This is a genomic window from Burkholderia sp. USMB20 (assembly GCF_000949135.2).
Taxonomy (GTDB): domain Bacteria; phylum Pseudomonadota; class Gammaproteobacteria; order Burkholderiales; family Burkholderiaceae; genus Burkholderia.
In genome coordinates this window covers 1-14733 of sequence record NZ_JTAN02000005.1, presented here as the reverse complement: position 1 = coordinate 14733, position 14733 = coordinate 1, and the positions used below count along the sequence as shown (strand labels likewise).

Sequence of the window (14733 nt, the reverse complement as noted above, 5' to 3'; positions counted from 1 at the left end):
TCACGCTCTCCGCTCGGGATTGCCGAGGCTCCAGTCCCACGGACGCACCTCGACCCGCGAGAACAGCCCTTCCTTCACATACGGATCGTTGCCGACGAACTGCATCACCGCATCGATGTCGTCCGCCTCGACGACGAGCAGCGTGCCGTTCATCGCATCGCCCTGCGGATCGAGCGTCGGCCCGCCGAGCCGCACATACACGCCGTGCTGCGCGGCGGAACGCAGGTAGGTCCGATGCGTCGCCCGCACGCGGTCGCGCACCTCGCGCATGCCGGGCTGGTCCGTCGCAAATACCGCAAAGAATCGCGCCATGTCGGTCAGCTCCGGTCGAGCACGAAGTCGTACGTCGCCTCGCGATACGGGCCGCTCAAGCCGACCCGGCGCGCGAGTTCGTCACCCGCCGCACGCGGCCGATAGGCGACCATCAGCGACGGCTTCACGCCGAAGACGGCATCCGACTGCAGATACGCGTCGTTCTCGTCGAACAGATGCGTGACGAGCTTGCGGTAACCCGGCGCGTCGATCATGAAATGCAAATGCGCGGGCCGCCACGGATGGCGCCCGGTGGCATCGAGCATCTTCCCGACCGGGCCGTCGGTCGGAATCGGATAGCTGACCGGCAGGATCGTCGTGATCGCGTAACGACCTTCGGCATCGGTCCGGTAGCGGCCGCGCAGGTTGCCGTGCGGCTGCGCCGTATCCTGCCCGGAATACATACCGTTTTCGGCGGTCTGCCAGACGTCGAGCACGGCGTCCCGCACCGGCGCGCCGTCGGTCGTGAGCACGCGGCCATGCACGACGACCGGCGTGCCGGGCGTGAACGCCATGTTCTCGCCATACGCGCGCTCGGGCATGCCCTCGATGTAGAACGGGCCGAACACGGTTGTTTCCGTCGCACCGGTGGCGAAGCGATGGTTGATCGCATCGACCAGCATCGACACGCCGAGCGTGTCCGACAGCAGGATGAATTCCTGGCGCACGACGTCGTCGCACATCTGCCCGGTTTCGGTCAGGAAGCGAATCGCGGCCATCCACTCGGCCTCGGTCAGCTCCGTTTCGCGGACGAACGCATGCAGGTGCCGCACGAGGCTCTGCATCAGCACGCGCAAGCGCGGGTTCGGCGTACCGTCGAAGCTGGCGACGACCTGCTCGGTCAACCGCGTGTCGCCGTCATCATGATGATCATTCGTCACGTTCGTCTCCTTTGTATGCAGCCGGCCGCTCACTGCGGCTCGCGCCCTTCCCACGCATGCTGAAGCAACTCGCGGATCGGCGCGCGCTCGATCGGCCGCGGATTCGCGTACGGATTCCGGCACGCGAGGTCGGCGGCTTCGTCGAGGCCCGCTTCCGGCATTCCGATGTCGGCCAGCGCCGCCGACAAGCCCAGTTGCCGGTTCAACCGGAACAGCAGCGGGCCGGCGTCGGCCGCGTCGGTGCCGCCCAGCGCCCGCGCGACGCGGCGCAGCGCGTCGGGCGCCGCCGCATGGTTGTAGTGCGCGGTATGCGGTAGCATCGCGGCGTGCGTCTGTGCGTGTGGCAGGTTGAAAGTGCCGCCGAGCGTATGACAGAGCTTGTGATGCAGCGCCATGCCGACCGCACCCAGGCACGTGCCGGCGAGCCATGCGCCATACAGCGCGCGGCTGCGCATCTCGCGATCGTCGGGCGCGCGCACGATCGCCGGCAGCGCTTCGCCGAGCGCACGAATCGACTCCTCGGCCATCAGGCTGATCACCGGGTTCGCATCTTCCGCATAGAGCGCCTCGACCGCATGCGCCATCGCATTGACGCCCGACGCCGCGGAAATCCCCGGAGGCAGCGACAGCGTCAGGGACGGGTCATACAGCACCGTACGCGGCAGCACGCGCGCGTCGCGTCCGGTGCGCTTGAGCCGGCCTTCCGTGAGCCCGAAGATCGGCGTCATCTCCGAGCCCGCGTAAGTCGTCGGCACGGCGAGGATCGGCAGCGACGACTCGAGCGCAATCGCCTTGCCGAGCCCGATCGTCGAGCCGCCGCCGATCGCGATGCAGCAGTCCGCGCCCAGCTCGGCGGCCATCTCGCGCGCGGCCCGCGCCACCTCGACCGGCACGTGCATCACGGCCTGCGCGCACACGCCGGCCGCACGCTCGCCGAGCACGGCCCGGACACGTTCGGCGAGCGGCTGCTGCTCGGGCGTCGACAGAATCAGCGCGCGCTGCGCGCCGAGCGCGGACAACTCGTCCGGCAGCCGTTCGAGCGCGCCCCATTCGAACACGACGCGGGACGGCGTTCCCTGATAGACGAAGCGCTCCATCTCGGCCTCAGCGCTTGAAGTGCGGCGGCACCTTGCCGTCGACGTTGACCCACACCGAGCGTGCTTCCGTATAGTCGTGCATCGCCTCGAAACCCATCTCGCGGCCGTAGCCCGACTTGCCGATGCCGCCGAACGGGCTGCCCGGATTGACGCGCTTGTAGCAGTTGATCCAGCACATGCCCGCGTCGATCCGCGACGCCATCCGGTGCGCGCGGGAGAGATCGTTGGTCCAGAGTCCGCTGCCGAGCCCGTATTCGGTCGCGTTGGCGATCGACAGCGCTTCCTCGTCGCTGCCGAAGCGCAGCACGGTGACGAACGGGCCGAACACTTCCTCCTGCGCGACACGATCGGCGGCGCTCTTCGCTTCGATGACGGTCGGGCGCACGTAGTAACCGTTCGCGAGTGCCGCATCCTGCGGCGCGCTGCCGCCGGCGAGCACGCGGCCGCCCTGCTCGCGCGCGACGTCGACGAACGACAGCACGCGGTCGAGATGCTGCTTCGACGTCAGCGGGCCCATCTCGGTGTCGGGGTCCAGCGGGTTGCCGACGCGGATCGACGACGCCAGCGACACGAAGCGCTCGAGGAATTCGTCGGCGATGCGTTCATGCAGCACGAGCCGCGAACCCGCGATGCACGCCTGCCCCTGGTTGTGGAAGATCGCCCACGCGGCGCCGTTGATGGCGGCGTCGAGGTTCGCGTCGTCGAACACGATGTTCGCGCCCTTGCCGCCCAGCTCCAGCTGCACGCGCTTCAGGTTGCCCTGCGACGCCTCGACGATCCGGCGGCCCGTCGCCGTCGAACCGGTGAACGCGATCTTCCCGACACCGGGGTGTTCGGCGAGACGCTGGCCGGCCGTATGACCGTAGCCGGGAACGATATTGACGACGCCTTCGGGAAACCCGACTTCGGCCATCAGTTCGACGATGCGCAGCGTCGACAGCGGCGTGATCTCCGACGGCTTGAGCACGACGGTGTTGCCTGCCGCCAGCGCCGGGCCCATCTTCCAGCTCGTGAACATCAGCGGGAAATTCCACGGCACGATCTGGCCGACCACGCCGATCGGCGCGCGCTGCACATAGTTCAGGAAGCCGGTTTCGACCGGAATCACCGAGCCCTGCAGCTTGTCGGCCATGCCGCCGAAGTAGCGGAAGCAGCCGGCCGTGCGCGGCACGTCGAGCGCGCGCGAATCGCGGATCGGGTGGCCGGTGTCCAGCGATTCGAGCTGCGCGAGTTCCTCCGCGTTGGCTTCGATCGCGTCCGCGAGGCGCAGCAGCAGCCGGCCGCGCTCGGCCGCCGGCATCGCCGACCACTTCGGGAATGCGCGGGTCGCGGCTTCCACCGCGAGGTCCACGTCCGCCGCGGTGGCGGCGGCGATCTTCGTGATCAGCGAGCCGTCGTGCGGATTGAGCACGTCGATCGTGCCGCGCTCGACGGCGTCGACGAAACGGCCGTCGATGAAGAGTTGGGTTTGCATGAATCGTCCTCGATGGTGTGCTTGTGCGAGCCGGCGCGGCTCAGAACTCGATCGGATACGGCGCCAGCTCGCCGCTCTCGTATCGCTGCGGAAGGTTCGGCGTCGCGTTTTCCCAGACCAGCAGCATCGAACGCTTCGTCGAGTAGCCCTGGTGCCGGATGTCGGCGGGCATCGCGCAGATGTCGCCGGCGCGCATCGTGACGCGCGCGCGCGGTGCGCCGGTGTTCTTGTCGCCGATGTCCCACACGATTTCGTCGGACAGTTGCAGGAACCATTCGACGCGGTCGTTGCCGTGGAATACCGGCAGGATGAATTCCTCGGTGGTCGGGCAGAACAGGCTGCGCCCGCACACGGAGGTCACCGACGGATTCCACGTCACGTCCGAACGCGACAGGTACTTGAACAGGTTGAACGCATGCAGCTCGCCTTCGAAGCCCGGTTTCACGTGCACTTCCGGCTCGTCCTGAGCGACGTCGAGGAACGCGCGGTTCACCGGCAAATCGTCGCGCAGCGGCGAGTCGCCTTCGAGGCCCGGCATGCGGCGCGTCGCGATGCGCGTGCGTTCGATCGCGGAGCCGTTCTCGCCGTGCTTGCGCCCGAACGCCGTGCCGGTTTCCTCCGGCGCCGCGAACGGATCGAAGCCTTCGTTGGTCCAGTCGTGCAGCATCGCCTTGAAGGTCGCCATGATCGTCGGCGTTTCGAACGTCTCGGTGTAGTCGACGCCGGCTTCCTTCAGGATTCCGTTGAACGTGCCCGCATAGACGTCGACCTTGCCGTAGTGGTTGCGCGTGCCGAACACGTGATCGAAATTCACCCAGCCGTAGAAGAAGCCCCATGCGACGTCGCGCATCATCGCGCGCAGGAATGCGTCCGCGGGGATCGCGTGCGTGCGGGTCTGGCCTTTCGCCGGCCAGCTGATTTTCACGAAATACTCGTCGCGCTGGAACGCGAATTCACCGAGGTGGAAGCGGCGGTAACCGGTGACGGCATCGGCTTGCGTGGCCTGCACCAGATCGGCGGCGAAGCCTGCGGAAAGATCGAGGGTCTCGAGGGTGGCCATAACGTGTCTCCTGGAATAGTTGAATCTTCGCGATCGAATCGATCAGTGCAGGCAGATGTCGGCCCACTTCTCGACGGACAGCTCGCCGAGCACGGTCTGCACGAGCGCGACGCCCGGCTTGCCGGCGGCGAAGCGATACGCGCAGCCGGCCGGCAGCAGTGCCTGGTGGCCCTTGCGCAGCACGACATAACCCATCTCGCGGCCCGCCGGCTGCGTGCCGGCGTTCACGGTGCCGTGGCCGGTGGCGGGCGGGTTGTCGAGCTTGATGAAGTCGATGCGGACTTCGCCATCCATCTGGATTGCGAACTCGTCGTGCGCGCACGCGAACCACGGCGACTGGCCTTCGGTGCGCAGCACTTCGATCACGTATTCGAGGTTCTTGCCGGCGACGACCTTTTCGTAGGGCGCCGACTTCGATGCGATCTCGAAGACGTTCGAGAACGCGTAGTGTTTTGCGCTGCCGCTGGTGATTTCGATCTCGCCCTTCGTGTAGCCGTCGAGCGAGCCAAAGACGGTGTGGAATGCCGTGTCGGTCATTGCTGTCTCCTGAGTTGAACCGCTTGTTGGATTCAACTTTAGGGGCGACGCCGCCCGTCAACAAGGCAACGGAGCGCGACTACGGCATTTGCGTTTCGCGAATAATCGCTTCGCTCAACGAACCCAGCCGCGCTCCAGCAGCGGACGATCCCACGGCGACTCGTCGCCGATGTATTCGACGAGGAATTCGACCAGCGCCTTCACCTTCAGCGCCTGTCGCTGCGTTGCGGGATAAACGGCGGCGAAGCTCAGCGGCGCGATCTGGAAGTCGGTGAGGATGGGCACCAGCCGGCCCGCGACAAGCGCGTCGCTCGCGACCAGCGTGGGCAGGCACACGACGCCGCCGCCCGTCAGCGCGTACTCGCGCAGCAGGTGCACGGAGTTCGAGCGGATCATGCCCGGCAGCTCCATTTCGACGACCTCGTCGCCGCGCGTCAGCGTCCAGCGGTTGCGTGATGGATAACCCGAATACAGCGCCGTGGTGTGCTGCAGCAATTCGCGCGGATGTTGTGGCGCACCATGCGCGTCGAGGTAGGCCGGCGACGCGCAGAACAGGCGTCGGACCACGAACAGGCGCCGCTCGATCAGCGACTCGGATATCGGCGGAAAGATCTGGAACGCGATGTCGAACCCTTCTTCGACAGGGTCCACGACACGGTCATTGACGATGATGTCGAGCTGGATGCCCGGATAGCGGCGATTGAATTCGGCGAGCGGCACGCCGAAGTGATCGAGCGCGAAGCCGGGCAGCATCTGGATGCGCAGCCGCCCGGTCGGCGTCGCGCGCAACTCGCGCATCTGGTCGGTCAGCTCGTTGACGCGCCCCACGACTTCCGCGCATTCGCGGTAGAAGGTCTCGCCCACTTCGGACAGCCGCACGTGGCGCGTGCTGCGATGGAACAGCGGCGCGTTGACGAACTTCTCCAGCTGCTGGATGCGGTTCGTCACGACCGAACTGGTGACCCCAAGCTGCCGCGCCGCTTCCGCGAAGCTGCTCGCCTCCGCGACCCTGACGAACGCCTCGATGCTCAGAAACCGGTCCATGCCGCACCTTTCCCGAAAGCCAAACCGGCAGTCTAACCGCACCTGCCGGCCGGGTGGGTCAAGCCGAACGCGTCACACTGTCACCGGACGGGTGTCAATCCCGCCGGCTGCGCGCATGACCGCGCCGCACGTTACGGCTGCTTGCCCGCCGACAGCTCCGGCTGCACGCCTACGCGGCGCTGCAACACGGCCGGGGCCGTCTCCCGCAGCAGCATGCTGACCACGATGCCGAGCAGCACCGCCCCCATCGGCAGCCACAGAATGTTCTGGATCCCGAAGTGCGCGGCGACGTAGCCGCCCATCGCCGGCGCGATGCCGCCGCCGAAGATCTCGCCGCAACCGACCACCACGCCGATCGACGTCGACACGAGGCCGACGGGCGCGGCTTCGGTCGCGACGGGGCCCGACAGCAGCGACACCAGCCCGAGCGTGAAGAACGACGCAACGAACAGGACCACGAACAGCACGAGCGGTTGCGGGCCGAGGCCGCGGAAGATGTAGAGCATCACCGCCGTGCCGGCGAAGCCTGCGATGCTCGCGAGGCGGCGGCCCACCACGTCGGACAGGCCCGGCAGCCCGAACTGCCCGAGAAAGCCACCGAAGCCGATCGCCGACACCACGAGGCCCATCTTCTGCGTGCCGAGCGCAAGGTAATCCGTCAGGTACAGCGGCAGCAGCGCGCCGAGCACGAACACGCCGGTCATCGCGCAACACAGCGCGGCCATCGCGACGAGGATGTTGCGGCTCTTGAGCACATGGCCGAGCGACGCCGGCGCGTGCTCCGACACGACCTCCTTCGCGCGCTTCGGTTCGCGGATCACGAAGAACATGATCGCGCCGAGGATCAGCCCGGGAATCGCCACGAGCGCGAACACCCAGCGCCACGACACGACGTTGAGCAGTTGGGTCGCGATGATCGGCGACAGCGCCAGCCCGAACAGCGCGAAGCCGCTTTGCTGCAGCCCGAGGTTCAGGCCGCGCCGCCGCGGGTGCGACGCGTCGGCGGTGGCCGCGAAGCTGGTCGGGCAGAACGAGCCTTCGGCGACGCCCATCAGCCCGCGGATCGCGATCAGGCCGAGCAAGCCGCCCGCGAGGCCCGAGAAGCCGGACAGCAGCGAGAACACGATGATGGCGGGGATCAGGACCTTGCGGCGGCCGACCTTGTCGGAGATGCCGCCCATCAGTGCCGCGAAGATGCCCCACGACAGGCCGAGCACGCCGATGCAGTTGCCGACGTCCTGCGCGCTCAGGTGCAGGTCCTTCATGATCGAAGGGAACAGCGGCGCGATGAGCCAGCGGTCGAGGCCGACCAGGCCGAAGCCGAGCGCCAGCAGCGTCACCGCCTTCCACTCATAGGAGGTATCCCACTCGTTTGCTTTCATGTCTGTCTCCGTGGATTGGTCCGCTTGCGCGCGCCGGGGCGTCCGCGCATCAGCCAGGTCCGTTGTCTTGGGTGTGCGACGCGACCTGAGTCGCGAGGAAGTGGCGGCCGCCTGTCCGGCTTCTTTCCGGTTGCAGGCGTCGAATTCAATCAGCCGACGCCCGAACGATAGGTGCGCGCAGGCGGATCGGGTATGGAACAACCGGCGAACGCGCCATTCGCGAAACGCAAATAATCGGCGGCGGCGGGCGGGAAAGGTCGGTGGAGAAGCGCTGTGGAAGGGGGCGCTGCGCCGAAGCGGCGCTTGGTTGAGGGTTACGGGGGAATCCCTCATAGACATTAGCGATGCCCGCAGGCGACGCCGCTTGCGCGACCGATGAACGCCGTTCAGCGCGCCGCCCGGCCGCGCGCTGATCAGGTCGCGTCGAATGACGAGACCGGCAACCGGCCGATGCGCTCCGAGCGGGCACGAAGCAATCCGTCCACACGTTTTTCGTCGACGCAATACGCCGCCATTTTCTTCGAAATCAGACGGATCTGATCCCCAAAGACCGTTAATCGATTTTATTTAAATAAAACGGCCCGTGCGACAACTACGCAATCCGACAGAACCACCGTGCGCCTCCCTTTTCGCCGATCAATACAAGACTTTTAAAAAACCATCCAAATCACCGAAAAAGAAAAATACCGTTTCAAACCAAGCATCTATCCACATAAAAACAAAAATACATTTATCAAGACCGACAAGCTTGATATTCTCGACGCGAATTTTCCATCCAATTTCCTCATTTCAAACAGGACCACATTTCAAACAAATCCCAATCAATAAAAAAGCAATGAGATTATGGCGATGTCGATAGCAAGAACATTTCGGGAATTTGCGACCAGTCTGACCGACGGGAGCACGCGCCCCGTCGATCTCCATTTCGGCCGGGCGCAGCGCGCGGTCGGCCACTTGCTTGCGCTCCATCACGCCGATATCCGCGAAGGCCTGATGTCCGGCATCGACGGCGAACTGACCTGCGTGTCGAGTCACGATCATCTGTCACCGACGCTGTTTCTCGGCCTGCCCGTATCGGTCCGGCTGACGACCGACCGCGGCAGTACGCGTGCGATCAACGCGATCGTGCGCGAAGTGCGAACCGGTCAATCCGACGGCGAACTGACCGTCTATCAATTGCACGTGTGTGACGCGCTGTCGTTGATGGACCGTCGCACCAACGCCCGCGTATTCCGATCGCGCCACGTGACGGAGATTCTCGCGACGCTGATGAACGAGTGGAAACTGCGCAGCCACGCACTCACGCGCGCATTCGATTTCGACCTGTCCGGCTTGCAGGCCGATCGCTATCCGGTGCGCGAACTCACGCGGCAGGTCAACGAGTCGGACGCTCGTTTCATCCGGCGTCTGCTGCGTCGGGAAGGCATTACGGTCTTCGCGAAGGCCGAGCCGGCCGGAGGCGCGCGCGGCATGAACGACGCGTGGCCGCTTCATACGCTCGTGTTCTGCGACGACCCGCATCGCCTGAAGGAAGCGCCGGCCGGTACGCTGCGGCTTCACCCGCGCGACGCCGGAACCGAACCACGCGACACGGTGACGCTTTTTGCGCACTGCCAGAGCGTGTCTCCCGGCCAGGTCCGCCGCGCGTCCTGGGACTACAAGCCAGCGCGTGCAGATGACTCCACCGCTGTCACGGACCTTGACCAGGGCGAAGCGGGGAACGACCTTGCGCGCCTGCTGACTGACGCCGCGATCGACATCCCGCACGTCGGCGACTCATGGCGCGATCACGATCGCATCACGCGCGACCGGATACTGGCGCATCAGTTCGAAGCCGAGCGTTACGACGGAATCAGCAGCGTACGCGACCTGCCCGTCGGCCACTGGTTCACGCTGACGGGCGACCCGGAGCTGGACATGCGGCCGGCCGATCGTCGCCAGTTCGTCGTCACGTCGGTTCGGCACGATATCTGGAACAACCTGCCGAAGCCGCTCGCGGGCCGCGCGCACACGTTGTTCGCGGCGAGCCGGAACCTCGCGCAAACGGCTGCGCCGGCACCTGTCGATCTGCCGGAGCCAACCGACACGCGCTATGAAAACCGTTTCACGTGCGTGCGACGCGGCGTGCCGCTCAAGCCCGCCTATGATCCGAAGGTCGATGTACCGCCGGTTCACCTGCTGACCGGCACGATCGTCGGCGCCCAGGGCGAGGAAGTGTTTTGCGACGGGGCCGGCCGCGTGCGTGTGCTGATCCACGGACACGATCCGGCCGATCATGCGCACGCGCAAGGCGCCGGAACGAACGGCCGGGCCGGCGACAGTGCGCCGATTCGTGTCGGAACAAGCCTCGCCGGAGGCAACTTCGGCGCGCTCTTCCTGCCGCGCGTCGGTATGGAAGTGCTGCTGGGATGTCTGTCCGGTGACCCGGATCGGCTCGTCATCATCGGCGTGCTGAGCAACGGCGCGAACCCGCCCGTGACGTTCACCCATACGGGCGCGCTTCCCGGCAACCGCTTCCTGTCGGGCATCAAGACCAAGGAAATCAACGGCCGGCGCTACAACCAGCTTCGTCTCGACGATACGCCGTCGCAAATCTCGGCGCAGCTGGCGAGCGAACATGCGCATACCCAACTGAATCTCGGCTATCTGACCCAGCCGCGCGAAAGCGGACACGGGAAGGATCGCGGCGAAGGTGCCGAGCTGCGCACCGATGCCGCCGCGGCACTGCGCGCGGCGCAGGGCATCCTGTTGTCGACCTATGCGCGCGCACGAGCCACGGGCGGTCAGCTCGATCGAGACGAACTGATTCGGCTGCTCGACGAATGCACGGCGCTGTTCAAATCGCTCGGCGACTATGCCGGCGAGCATGGCGGACAGTCGGCCGATACCGCCGGTCAGGACAACGTCGCCGATGCGTTCCGCAACTGGACGCCTGACGGGGCACGGCCCGGTTCGACCGGCGATGCGCCCGCGTTGATCGCGTTCGGCGCGCAGTCGGGGTCGCTCAATGTCACGCCCAGAACGCACGTCATGTATGCGGGCGAGAACATCGATCAGATCGCGCAGCAACACGTTCAGGTCAGCAGCGGCGAGCGCATCAATCTGCATGCCGGTCGTGGCGTCGCGTTGTTCGCGCACAGCGACGGCGTGTCGGCGATCGCGAATCACGGGAAGGTCACGATTCAATCGCAGCACGACGATACGCAGGTCGATTCGGCGAAGAACCTTCAGTTGACGGCCAGTGGCGGAAACCTCGTCGGCACGGCGAGCGATGAAGTCGTGTTCGTCACGTCCGGCGGGGCGTATCTCAAGCTGCGCGGCGGGGATATCGAGCTGGGATGTCCGGGGACATTCACGGTGAAGTCGGCAGGGCATGTGTGGGACGGGCCTGCGAGCATGAGTGCGGATATGCCGAAGTTTGGTCAGGACACGCTTGGTCGCGTACCGAAGCTGGTCCGATCCACCGACGGCAACGCGGCTGCGGGATTCGAGGGAGAGGTCAAAAGGCCGTCCGGACCGCTATCGAACTTGTCGAGCGATGCGGCCGGCCAACTTCCGGCCGTCGATGCTGACCAGTTCGAGAGACTGGCGGTGCAGTTCATCAAAAACAATACATAGGATCGCGAAGGAAACTGCATGACTGATTCATTTCTTGACCCGCCGCTGATGGCGACTGCTCATCGCGACCAACCTGCGGCGAAAGTCGATGCTGACGACGTAGCTGTGTCGCGGCCGGCACCGCCGCCGATCGTCGTCGGCCGGGGCGAAGGCGTGACGATGTTCGCGAAGAACACGCCACTCATCTGCATCAAGCAATTGCCGTTGCCCGGTATCGTGATCTTCGTGCATGGGGTGAACTCGGAGGGCGAATGGTTCGAGGCGTCGGAGGAAGGGCTGTGCGCCGGGCTGAATCGCCGGCTCGGGCGTCTGGACGATCAGATGATGTATCACGGTATCGATGCGGGGCAATTGACGCCCGCGAAGTACACGGAGAGCGTGACGCCGGATGGGTTTCTCAACCCGAAGCTGCTTCCCAATAACTACGTCAAGCCCGAGCCGTCGTTCTCGCCCGTCATTCATTTCCGCTGGGGCTATCGCGCGACTGCTGCGGAATTGAAGGAGTACGGCGACAAGATCTTCCTGAACGAGAAGGACTATTGGGGCGGCGGCCCGTTCACGAACGGCTGTGCCAGTCTGCCCGATCTTTGGCACGGCGGTCTGGATGATCGAACGATGGGGTGGATGACCGTGCAAGGCATCAATCCAACCAATCGTCCGCTGTATCGCGCGCCGCCTCGAGCGTATGGCGTACTCGCCGCGTTGCGCTTGGCCAGACTGATCGAATCGATCCGAAGCATGCAGGCCGATGTCCCGATTACCGTCGTATGCCACAGCCAAGGAAATATCGTCGGCCTCACGGCGGCGTTCTTCGGCGACGCATTCCCCGATGTCGAAGATCCGTGGGGGCGCTCGGGCCACTGCGTAGCAGACGCCTACGTGCTGGCGAACGCACCATATAGCTTGGCGAACGCAGACGGCCCATACAAATCCGATACGTTCATGGATACCTGGTCGCAACGCGCGACGAAGGACGGCAGCGGACGGCGTGGACGACAAACCTACGTGGCGCGCGCGAAGACGTTCGGCACATTCCTGTCGATCATCGGTGCTCGAAAAGCATACGAACAACCTGCCGACAAAATCGATGAGGACATGGAAAACGAGCGGGTCTCGCCGACGAGCAATCGGTCTTATGCGGCGCAAGAGGATCGCGCGAGGCACGGGCTGAATGAATCGACATATGGCCGCGTCACCGCATATTGCTGCCCGCACGACCAAGTGATTTCGGCGGTGACGGTGCAAGGGATCGGCTGGCGCGGCATCAGCAAGCACGAACTCGACGATATCGGGGCAGCCGGCATCCTGACGCAACGGGTCTTTGCTTCCGGTTTTCCGGTTGGCGTGCAGAAACCGTACCGGTATTGGGAAGACGATTGGCGGCATGGCAAACAAGGAACGAAGCCGGGGTTCTGGTATCCGCCGTCGCCGCCGGCCAAATTCAATCTGGTGGGTGCGATCAGAGGGAACGAGTCTGTGTTCGGTGTGGCGGCGACGCTCGTGACTGCGCCACTCATGTTCGTCGTGACCGGCATCAGTTCGGCATTGAACATGCTCCGCGTGAACGCCGATCCGCCGAAGGGCTGGACAGTGGTGGCAGATGCTCCGGCGCTTGACGAGCCATTCCCGCCGAAGGCATTGCGATTCGGCAAGTCAGTCGCGACCAAGGACGGCGACGCGATCAGCGACTTCAACGAAGGCAACGATCCGCCGGCTGCTTGGCGCGACGCGAGCAAGACCGAGGCAGACAAGCGCGGCGACGATCCGTACGACCAGTACAAGGCAAAGAACGAGGACAGCATCGCCCAAGGTACGGCTGCAACCGAAGCCGGACAGCGTTACGAGGACCGCGCGCTGATGCGAATGGAAGCGCGTCGGACGCTAAACACCGAATGGCTCGACGGCGACGGCCACGTGATCGGCGAGGACGGCAAAAGTGCGATGCCCGAAGGCTACAAGGATTGGCGCGACAAACAGATCGTCGATTGGCTCGATCGCGGTGCGACCAACAGCCCGACGAATCACTCAACGACGATGACCAACCCCGAGCATGCCGAAAAGGCACTTGCGTATGACGTTGCGGTGGGCCTGTGCTACCTCACGCCCGAAAAACTCTACGACTTTCGTATCGAGGCGGATTGGAGGATGGGGGATGGGATTCCCCTGGAAAATTCAAACAAAAGGTACGCCGACTATTTTGCATCGGGAACGCTCGATAGAACGCCCCTCCCCGAATGGGCACATGGCGAAACAAGTGAAGGCAAGATTCCCGACGCAATCGCTGACGAACGCGAAGGTGAGTTCTATCTCAAGGTCGGGGGTGTCGTATGAAGACGCTGATTGCTACATGGCCACGACGTGTCGCAATTGCTGTTTCGGTATGGCTGATTGCCATCGTGCTCATCGCCACGACGATGGCGCACCTGGAACAACCCGACCCGGCACATCTGGAAATAGGAGATTGGATGAAGCGATTCATTGTTGTACCTGGCCTAGCTGCGCTCATGGTGTTTCTGTTCACTACGTCAGTGATGCGTCCGGCACAAGCTGCGTCTGCCAAGGAGGCTGCAGGGAATATGGCGCTGGCAGCCGAGAAGCCGGTCAAGCCATTCGTCGCGCAGGTGGTCGGCCTGATTTGGTTGAATCCATTGCAACGTATGGACTACCCGACCGAATGGCAATTGTTGTGGACGCAAGGGCTTGCCGCACCGAACAAGAACGACGACATGGTGCGCACCGACCCGAAGTCATTTTCCACGCTTCAGTCGATCGGGGCGTTGGTTTACGGCAATCGAGGAAAAGAAACATTCAAGGGCTTCTACGCCAAGTACGTCGACAAATTCATCCTTCTCTTGCGTGCTCGATACTTTAGCAACGCGAAGTACTTCTACACCGTGCAGTCCGATAGCCAGAAAGATTGGCGCGAACTCGCCGGCATACGCGTCGAAGTTGCCGTTCCGCCCCGACTCGATCCGGCCTTTGCCAAGTCGCGCATGGTCGATCGGATGATGAACTTCTTCGAGATTGGGCCGCCATCACCCAAGACGCTTTGGAGCCGCGACACGCCCCCCGACGTGCAAATCACTCAGGGCGGCGCAAACGCCGGCTTCACATCGCTGAACAACGCGTTGGACTACTTGCAGGCGAACCCCGACAAGACCGTATGGGCGATGAACTGGGACGCTCCGAACTTCCCGCCCACAGACGCGCAGATCAACGAGAACCTCGTCGTGCTTTTTCTCGCCGGCCCGAACTTCAACACCGAGCGCGAACCGCTCGCCTGGATCGGCAAGGCCGCAACCGGCAACACGCACGATTTTTCGCCGAA

12 protein-coding genes and 1 pseudogene are annotated in these 14733 nt (G+C 64.4%); 4 read left to right on the top strand and 9 right to left on the bottom strand.

What is annotated here, in order from left to right:
• The 8 genes from PL79_RS07865 to PL79_RS07830 form a co-directional block, all read right to left on the bottom strand.
• Nucleotides 1-312, bottom strand: a complete 312-nt coding sequence (locus PL79_RS07865; protein ID WP_044848341.1) for a YciI family protein — start codon at nt 310-312, stop codon at nt 1-3.
• A 5-nt stretch (nt 313-317) separates the two neighbouring features.
• Nucleotides 318-1193 (bottom strand): intradiol ring-cleavage dioxygenase, encoded by an 876-nt coding sequence (locus tag PL79_RS07860; RefSeq protein WP_044848368.1) that lies wholly within the window; start codon nt 1191-1193, stop codon nt 318-320.
• Nucleotides 1194-1222: 29 nt separating this feature from the next.
• Nucleotides 1223-2290 carry a maleylacetate reductase gene (locus PL79_RS07855; RefSeq protein ID WP_044848340.1) on the bottom strand — a complete coding sequence of 356 codons (1068 nt, stop codon included), beginning with the start codon at nt 2288-2290 and terminating at the stop codon, nt 1223-1225.
• A 7-nt stretch (nt 2291-2297) separates the two neighbouring features.
• Nucleotides 2298-3764: an aldehyde dehydrogenase family protein gene (locus PL79_RS07850; RefSeq protein ID WP_044848339.1), complete on the bottom strand. Its 1467-nt coding sequence runs from the start codon at nt 3762-3764 to the stop codon at nt 2298-2300.
• Between the two features lie 40 nt (nt 3765-3804).
• The gene (locus tag PL79_RS07845) at nt 3805-4824 is read right to left on the bottom strand and encodes a hydroxyquinol 1,2-dioxygenase (RefSeq protein WP_044848338.1); all 1020 of its coding nucleotides are present in this window, start codon (nt 4822-4824) and stop codon (nt 3805-3807) included.
• A 42-nt stretch (nt 4825-4866) separates the two neighbouring features.
• Entirely contained in the window at nt 4867-5361 is a 495-nt protein-coding gene (locus PL79_RS07840; RefSeq protein WP_044848337.1) for a hypothetical protein, read from the bottom strand.
• A 114-nt stretch (nt 5362-5475) separates the two neighbouring features.
• On the bottom strand, nt 5476-6405 hold the full coding sequence (locus PL79_RS07835) for a LysR family transcriptional regulator (protein WP_044848336.1): 930 nt from the start codon (nt 6403-6405) through the stop codon (nt 5476-5478).
• Nucleotides 6406-6536: 131 nt separating this feature from the next.
• Complete coding sequence (locus PL79_RS07830) at nt 6537-7787, bottom strand: MFS transporter (protein WP_044848335.1); 1251 nt, start codon at nt 7785-7787, stop codon at nt 6537-6539.
• 375 nt (nt 7788-8162) lie between these two features.
• Between PL79_RS07830 and PL79_RS36070 the strand changes: the two genes are divergently transcribed.
• The gene (locus PL79_RS36070) at nt 8163-8327 is read left to right on the top strand and encodes a hypothetical protein (RefSeq protein ID WP_193759821.1); all 165 of its coding nucleotides are present in this window, start codon (nt 8163-8165) and stop codon (nt 8325-8327) included.
• A gap of 249 nt (nt 8328-8576) precedes the next feature.
• On the opposite strand, the gene PL79_RS36550 is transcribed toward PL79_RS36070, so the two are convergent.
• On the bottom strand, nt 8577-8828 hold the full coding sequence (locus PL79_RS36550; RefSeq protein ID WP_235879244.1) for a hypothetical protein: 252 nt from the start codon (nt 8826-8828) through the stop codon (nt 8577-8579).
• On the opposite strand from PL79_RS36550, the gene PL79_RS07825 reads away from it, so the two are divergent.
• The 3 genes and pseudogenes from PL79_RS07825 to PL79_RS07815 form a co-directional block, all read left to right on the top strand.
• Complete coding sequence (locus PL79_RS07825; protein WP_235879242.1) at nt 8742-11405, top strand: type VI secretion system Vgr family protein; 2664 nt, start codon at nt 8742-8744, stop codon at nt 11403-11405. The genes PL79_RS36550 and PL79_RS07825 overlap by 87 nt on opposite strands.
• 18 nt (nt 11406-11423) lie before the next feature.
• A complete protein-coding gene (locus tag PL79_RS07820) occupies nt 11424-13736 on the top strand; it encodes a T6SS effector phospholipase Tle3 domain-containing protein (RefSeq protein ID WP_082088728.1) in 2313 nt (770 codons plus the stop codon).
• 134 nt (nt 13737-13870) lie between these two features.
• Nucleotides 13871-14733, top strand: a pseudogene (locus tag PL79_RS07815) (virulence factor); the annotation flags it as partial.

What these genes read in the sequence shown, in the direction of transcription:
- PL79_RS07865 (WP_044848341.1), bottom strand. Translation starts at nt 312, where the DNA reads ATGGCGCGATTCTTTGCGGTATTTGCGACGGACCAGCCCGGCATGCGC.
- PL79_RS07855 (WP_044848340.1), bottom strand. Translation starts at nt 2,290, where the DNA reads ATGGAGCGCTTCGTCTATCAGGGAACGCCGTCCCGCGTCGTGTTCGAA.
- PL79_RS07850 (WP_044848339.1), bottom strand. Translation starts at nt 3,764, where the DNA reads ATGCAAACCCAACTCTTCATCGACGGCCGTTTCGTCGACGCCGTCGAG.
- PL79_RS07845 (WP_044848338.1), bottom strand. Translation starts at nt 4,824, where the DNA reads ATGGCCACCCTCGAGACCCTCGATCTTTCCGCAGGCTTCGCCGCCGAT.
- PL79_RS07840 (WP_044848337.1), bottom strand. Translation starts at nt 5,361, where the DNA reads ATGACCGACACGGCATTCCACACCGTCTTTGGCTCGCTCGACGGCTAC.
- PL79_RS07835 (WP_044848336.1), bottom strand. Translation starts at nt 6,405, where the DNA reads ATGGACCGGTTTCTGAGCATCGAGGCGTTCGTCAGGGTCGCGGAGGCG.
- PL79_RS07830 (WP_044848335.1), bottom strand. Translation starts at nt 7,787, where the DNA reads ATGAAAGCAAACGAGTGGGATACCTCCTATGAGTGGAAGGCGGTGACG.
- PL79_RS36070 (WP_193759821.1), top strand. Translation starts at nt 8,163, where the DNA reads ATGAACGCCGTTCAGCGCGCCGCCCGGCCGCGCGCTGATCAGGTCGCG.
- PL79_RS36550 (WP_235879244.1), bottom strand. Translation starts at nt 8,828, where the DNA reads ATGATCGTGACTCGACACGCAGGTCAGTTCGCCGTCGATGCCGGACAT.
- PL79_RS07820 (WP_082088728.1), top strand. Translation starts at nt 11,424, where the DNA reads ATGACTGATTCATTTCTTGACCCGCCGCTGATGGCGACTGCTCATCGC.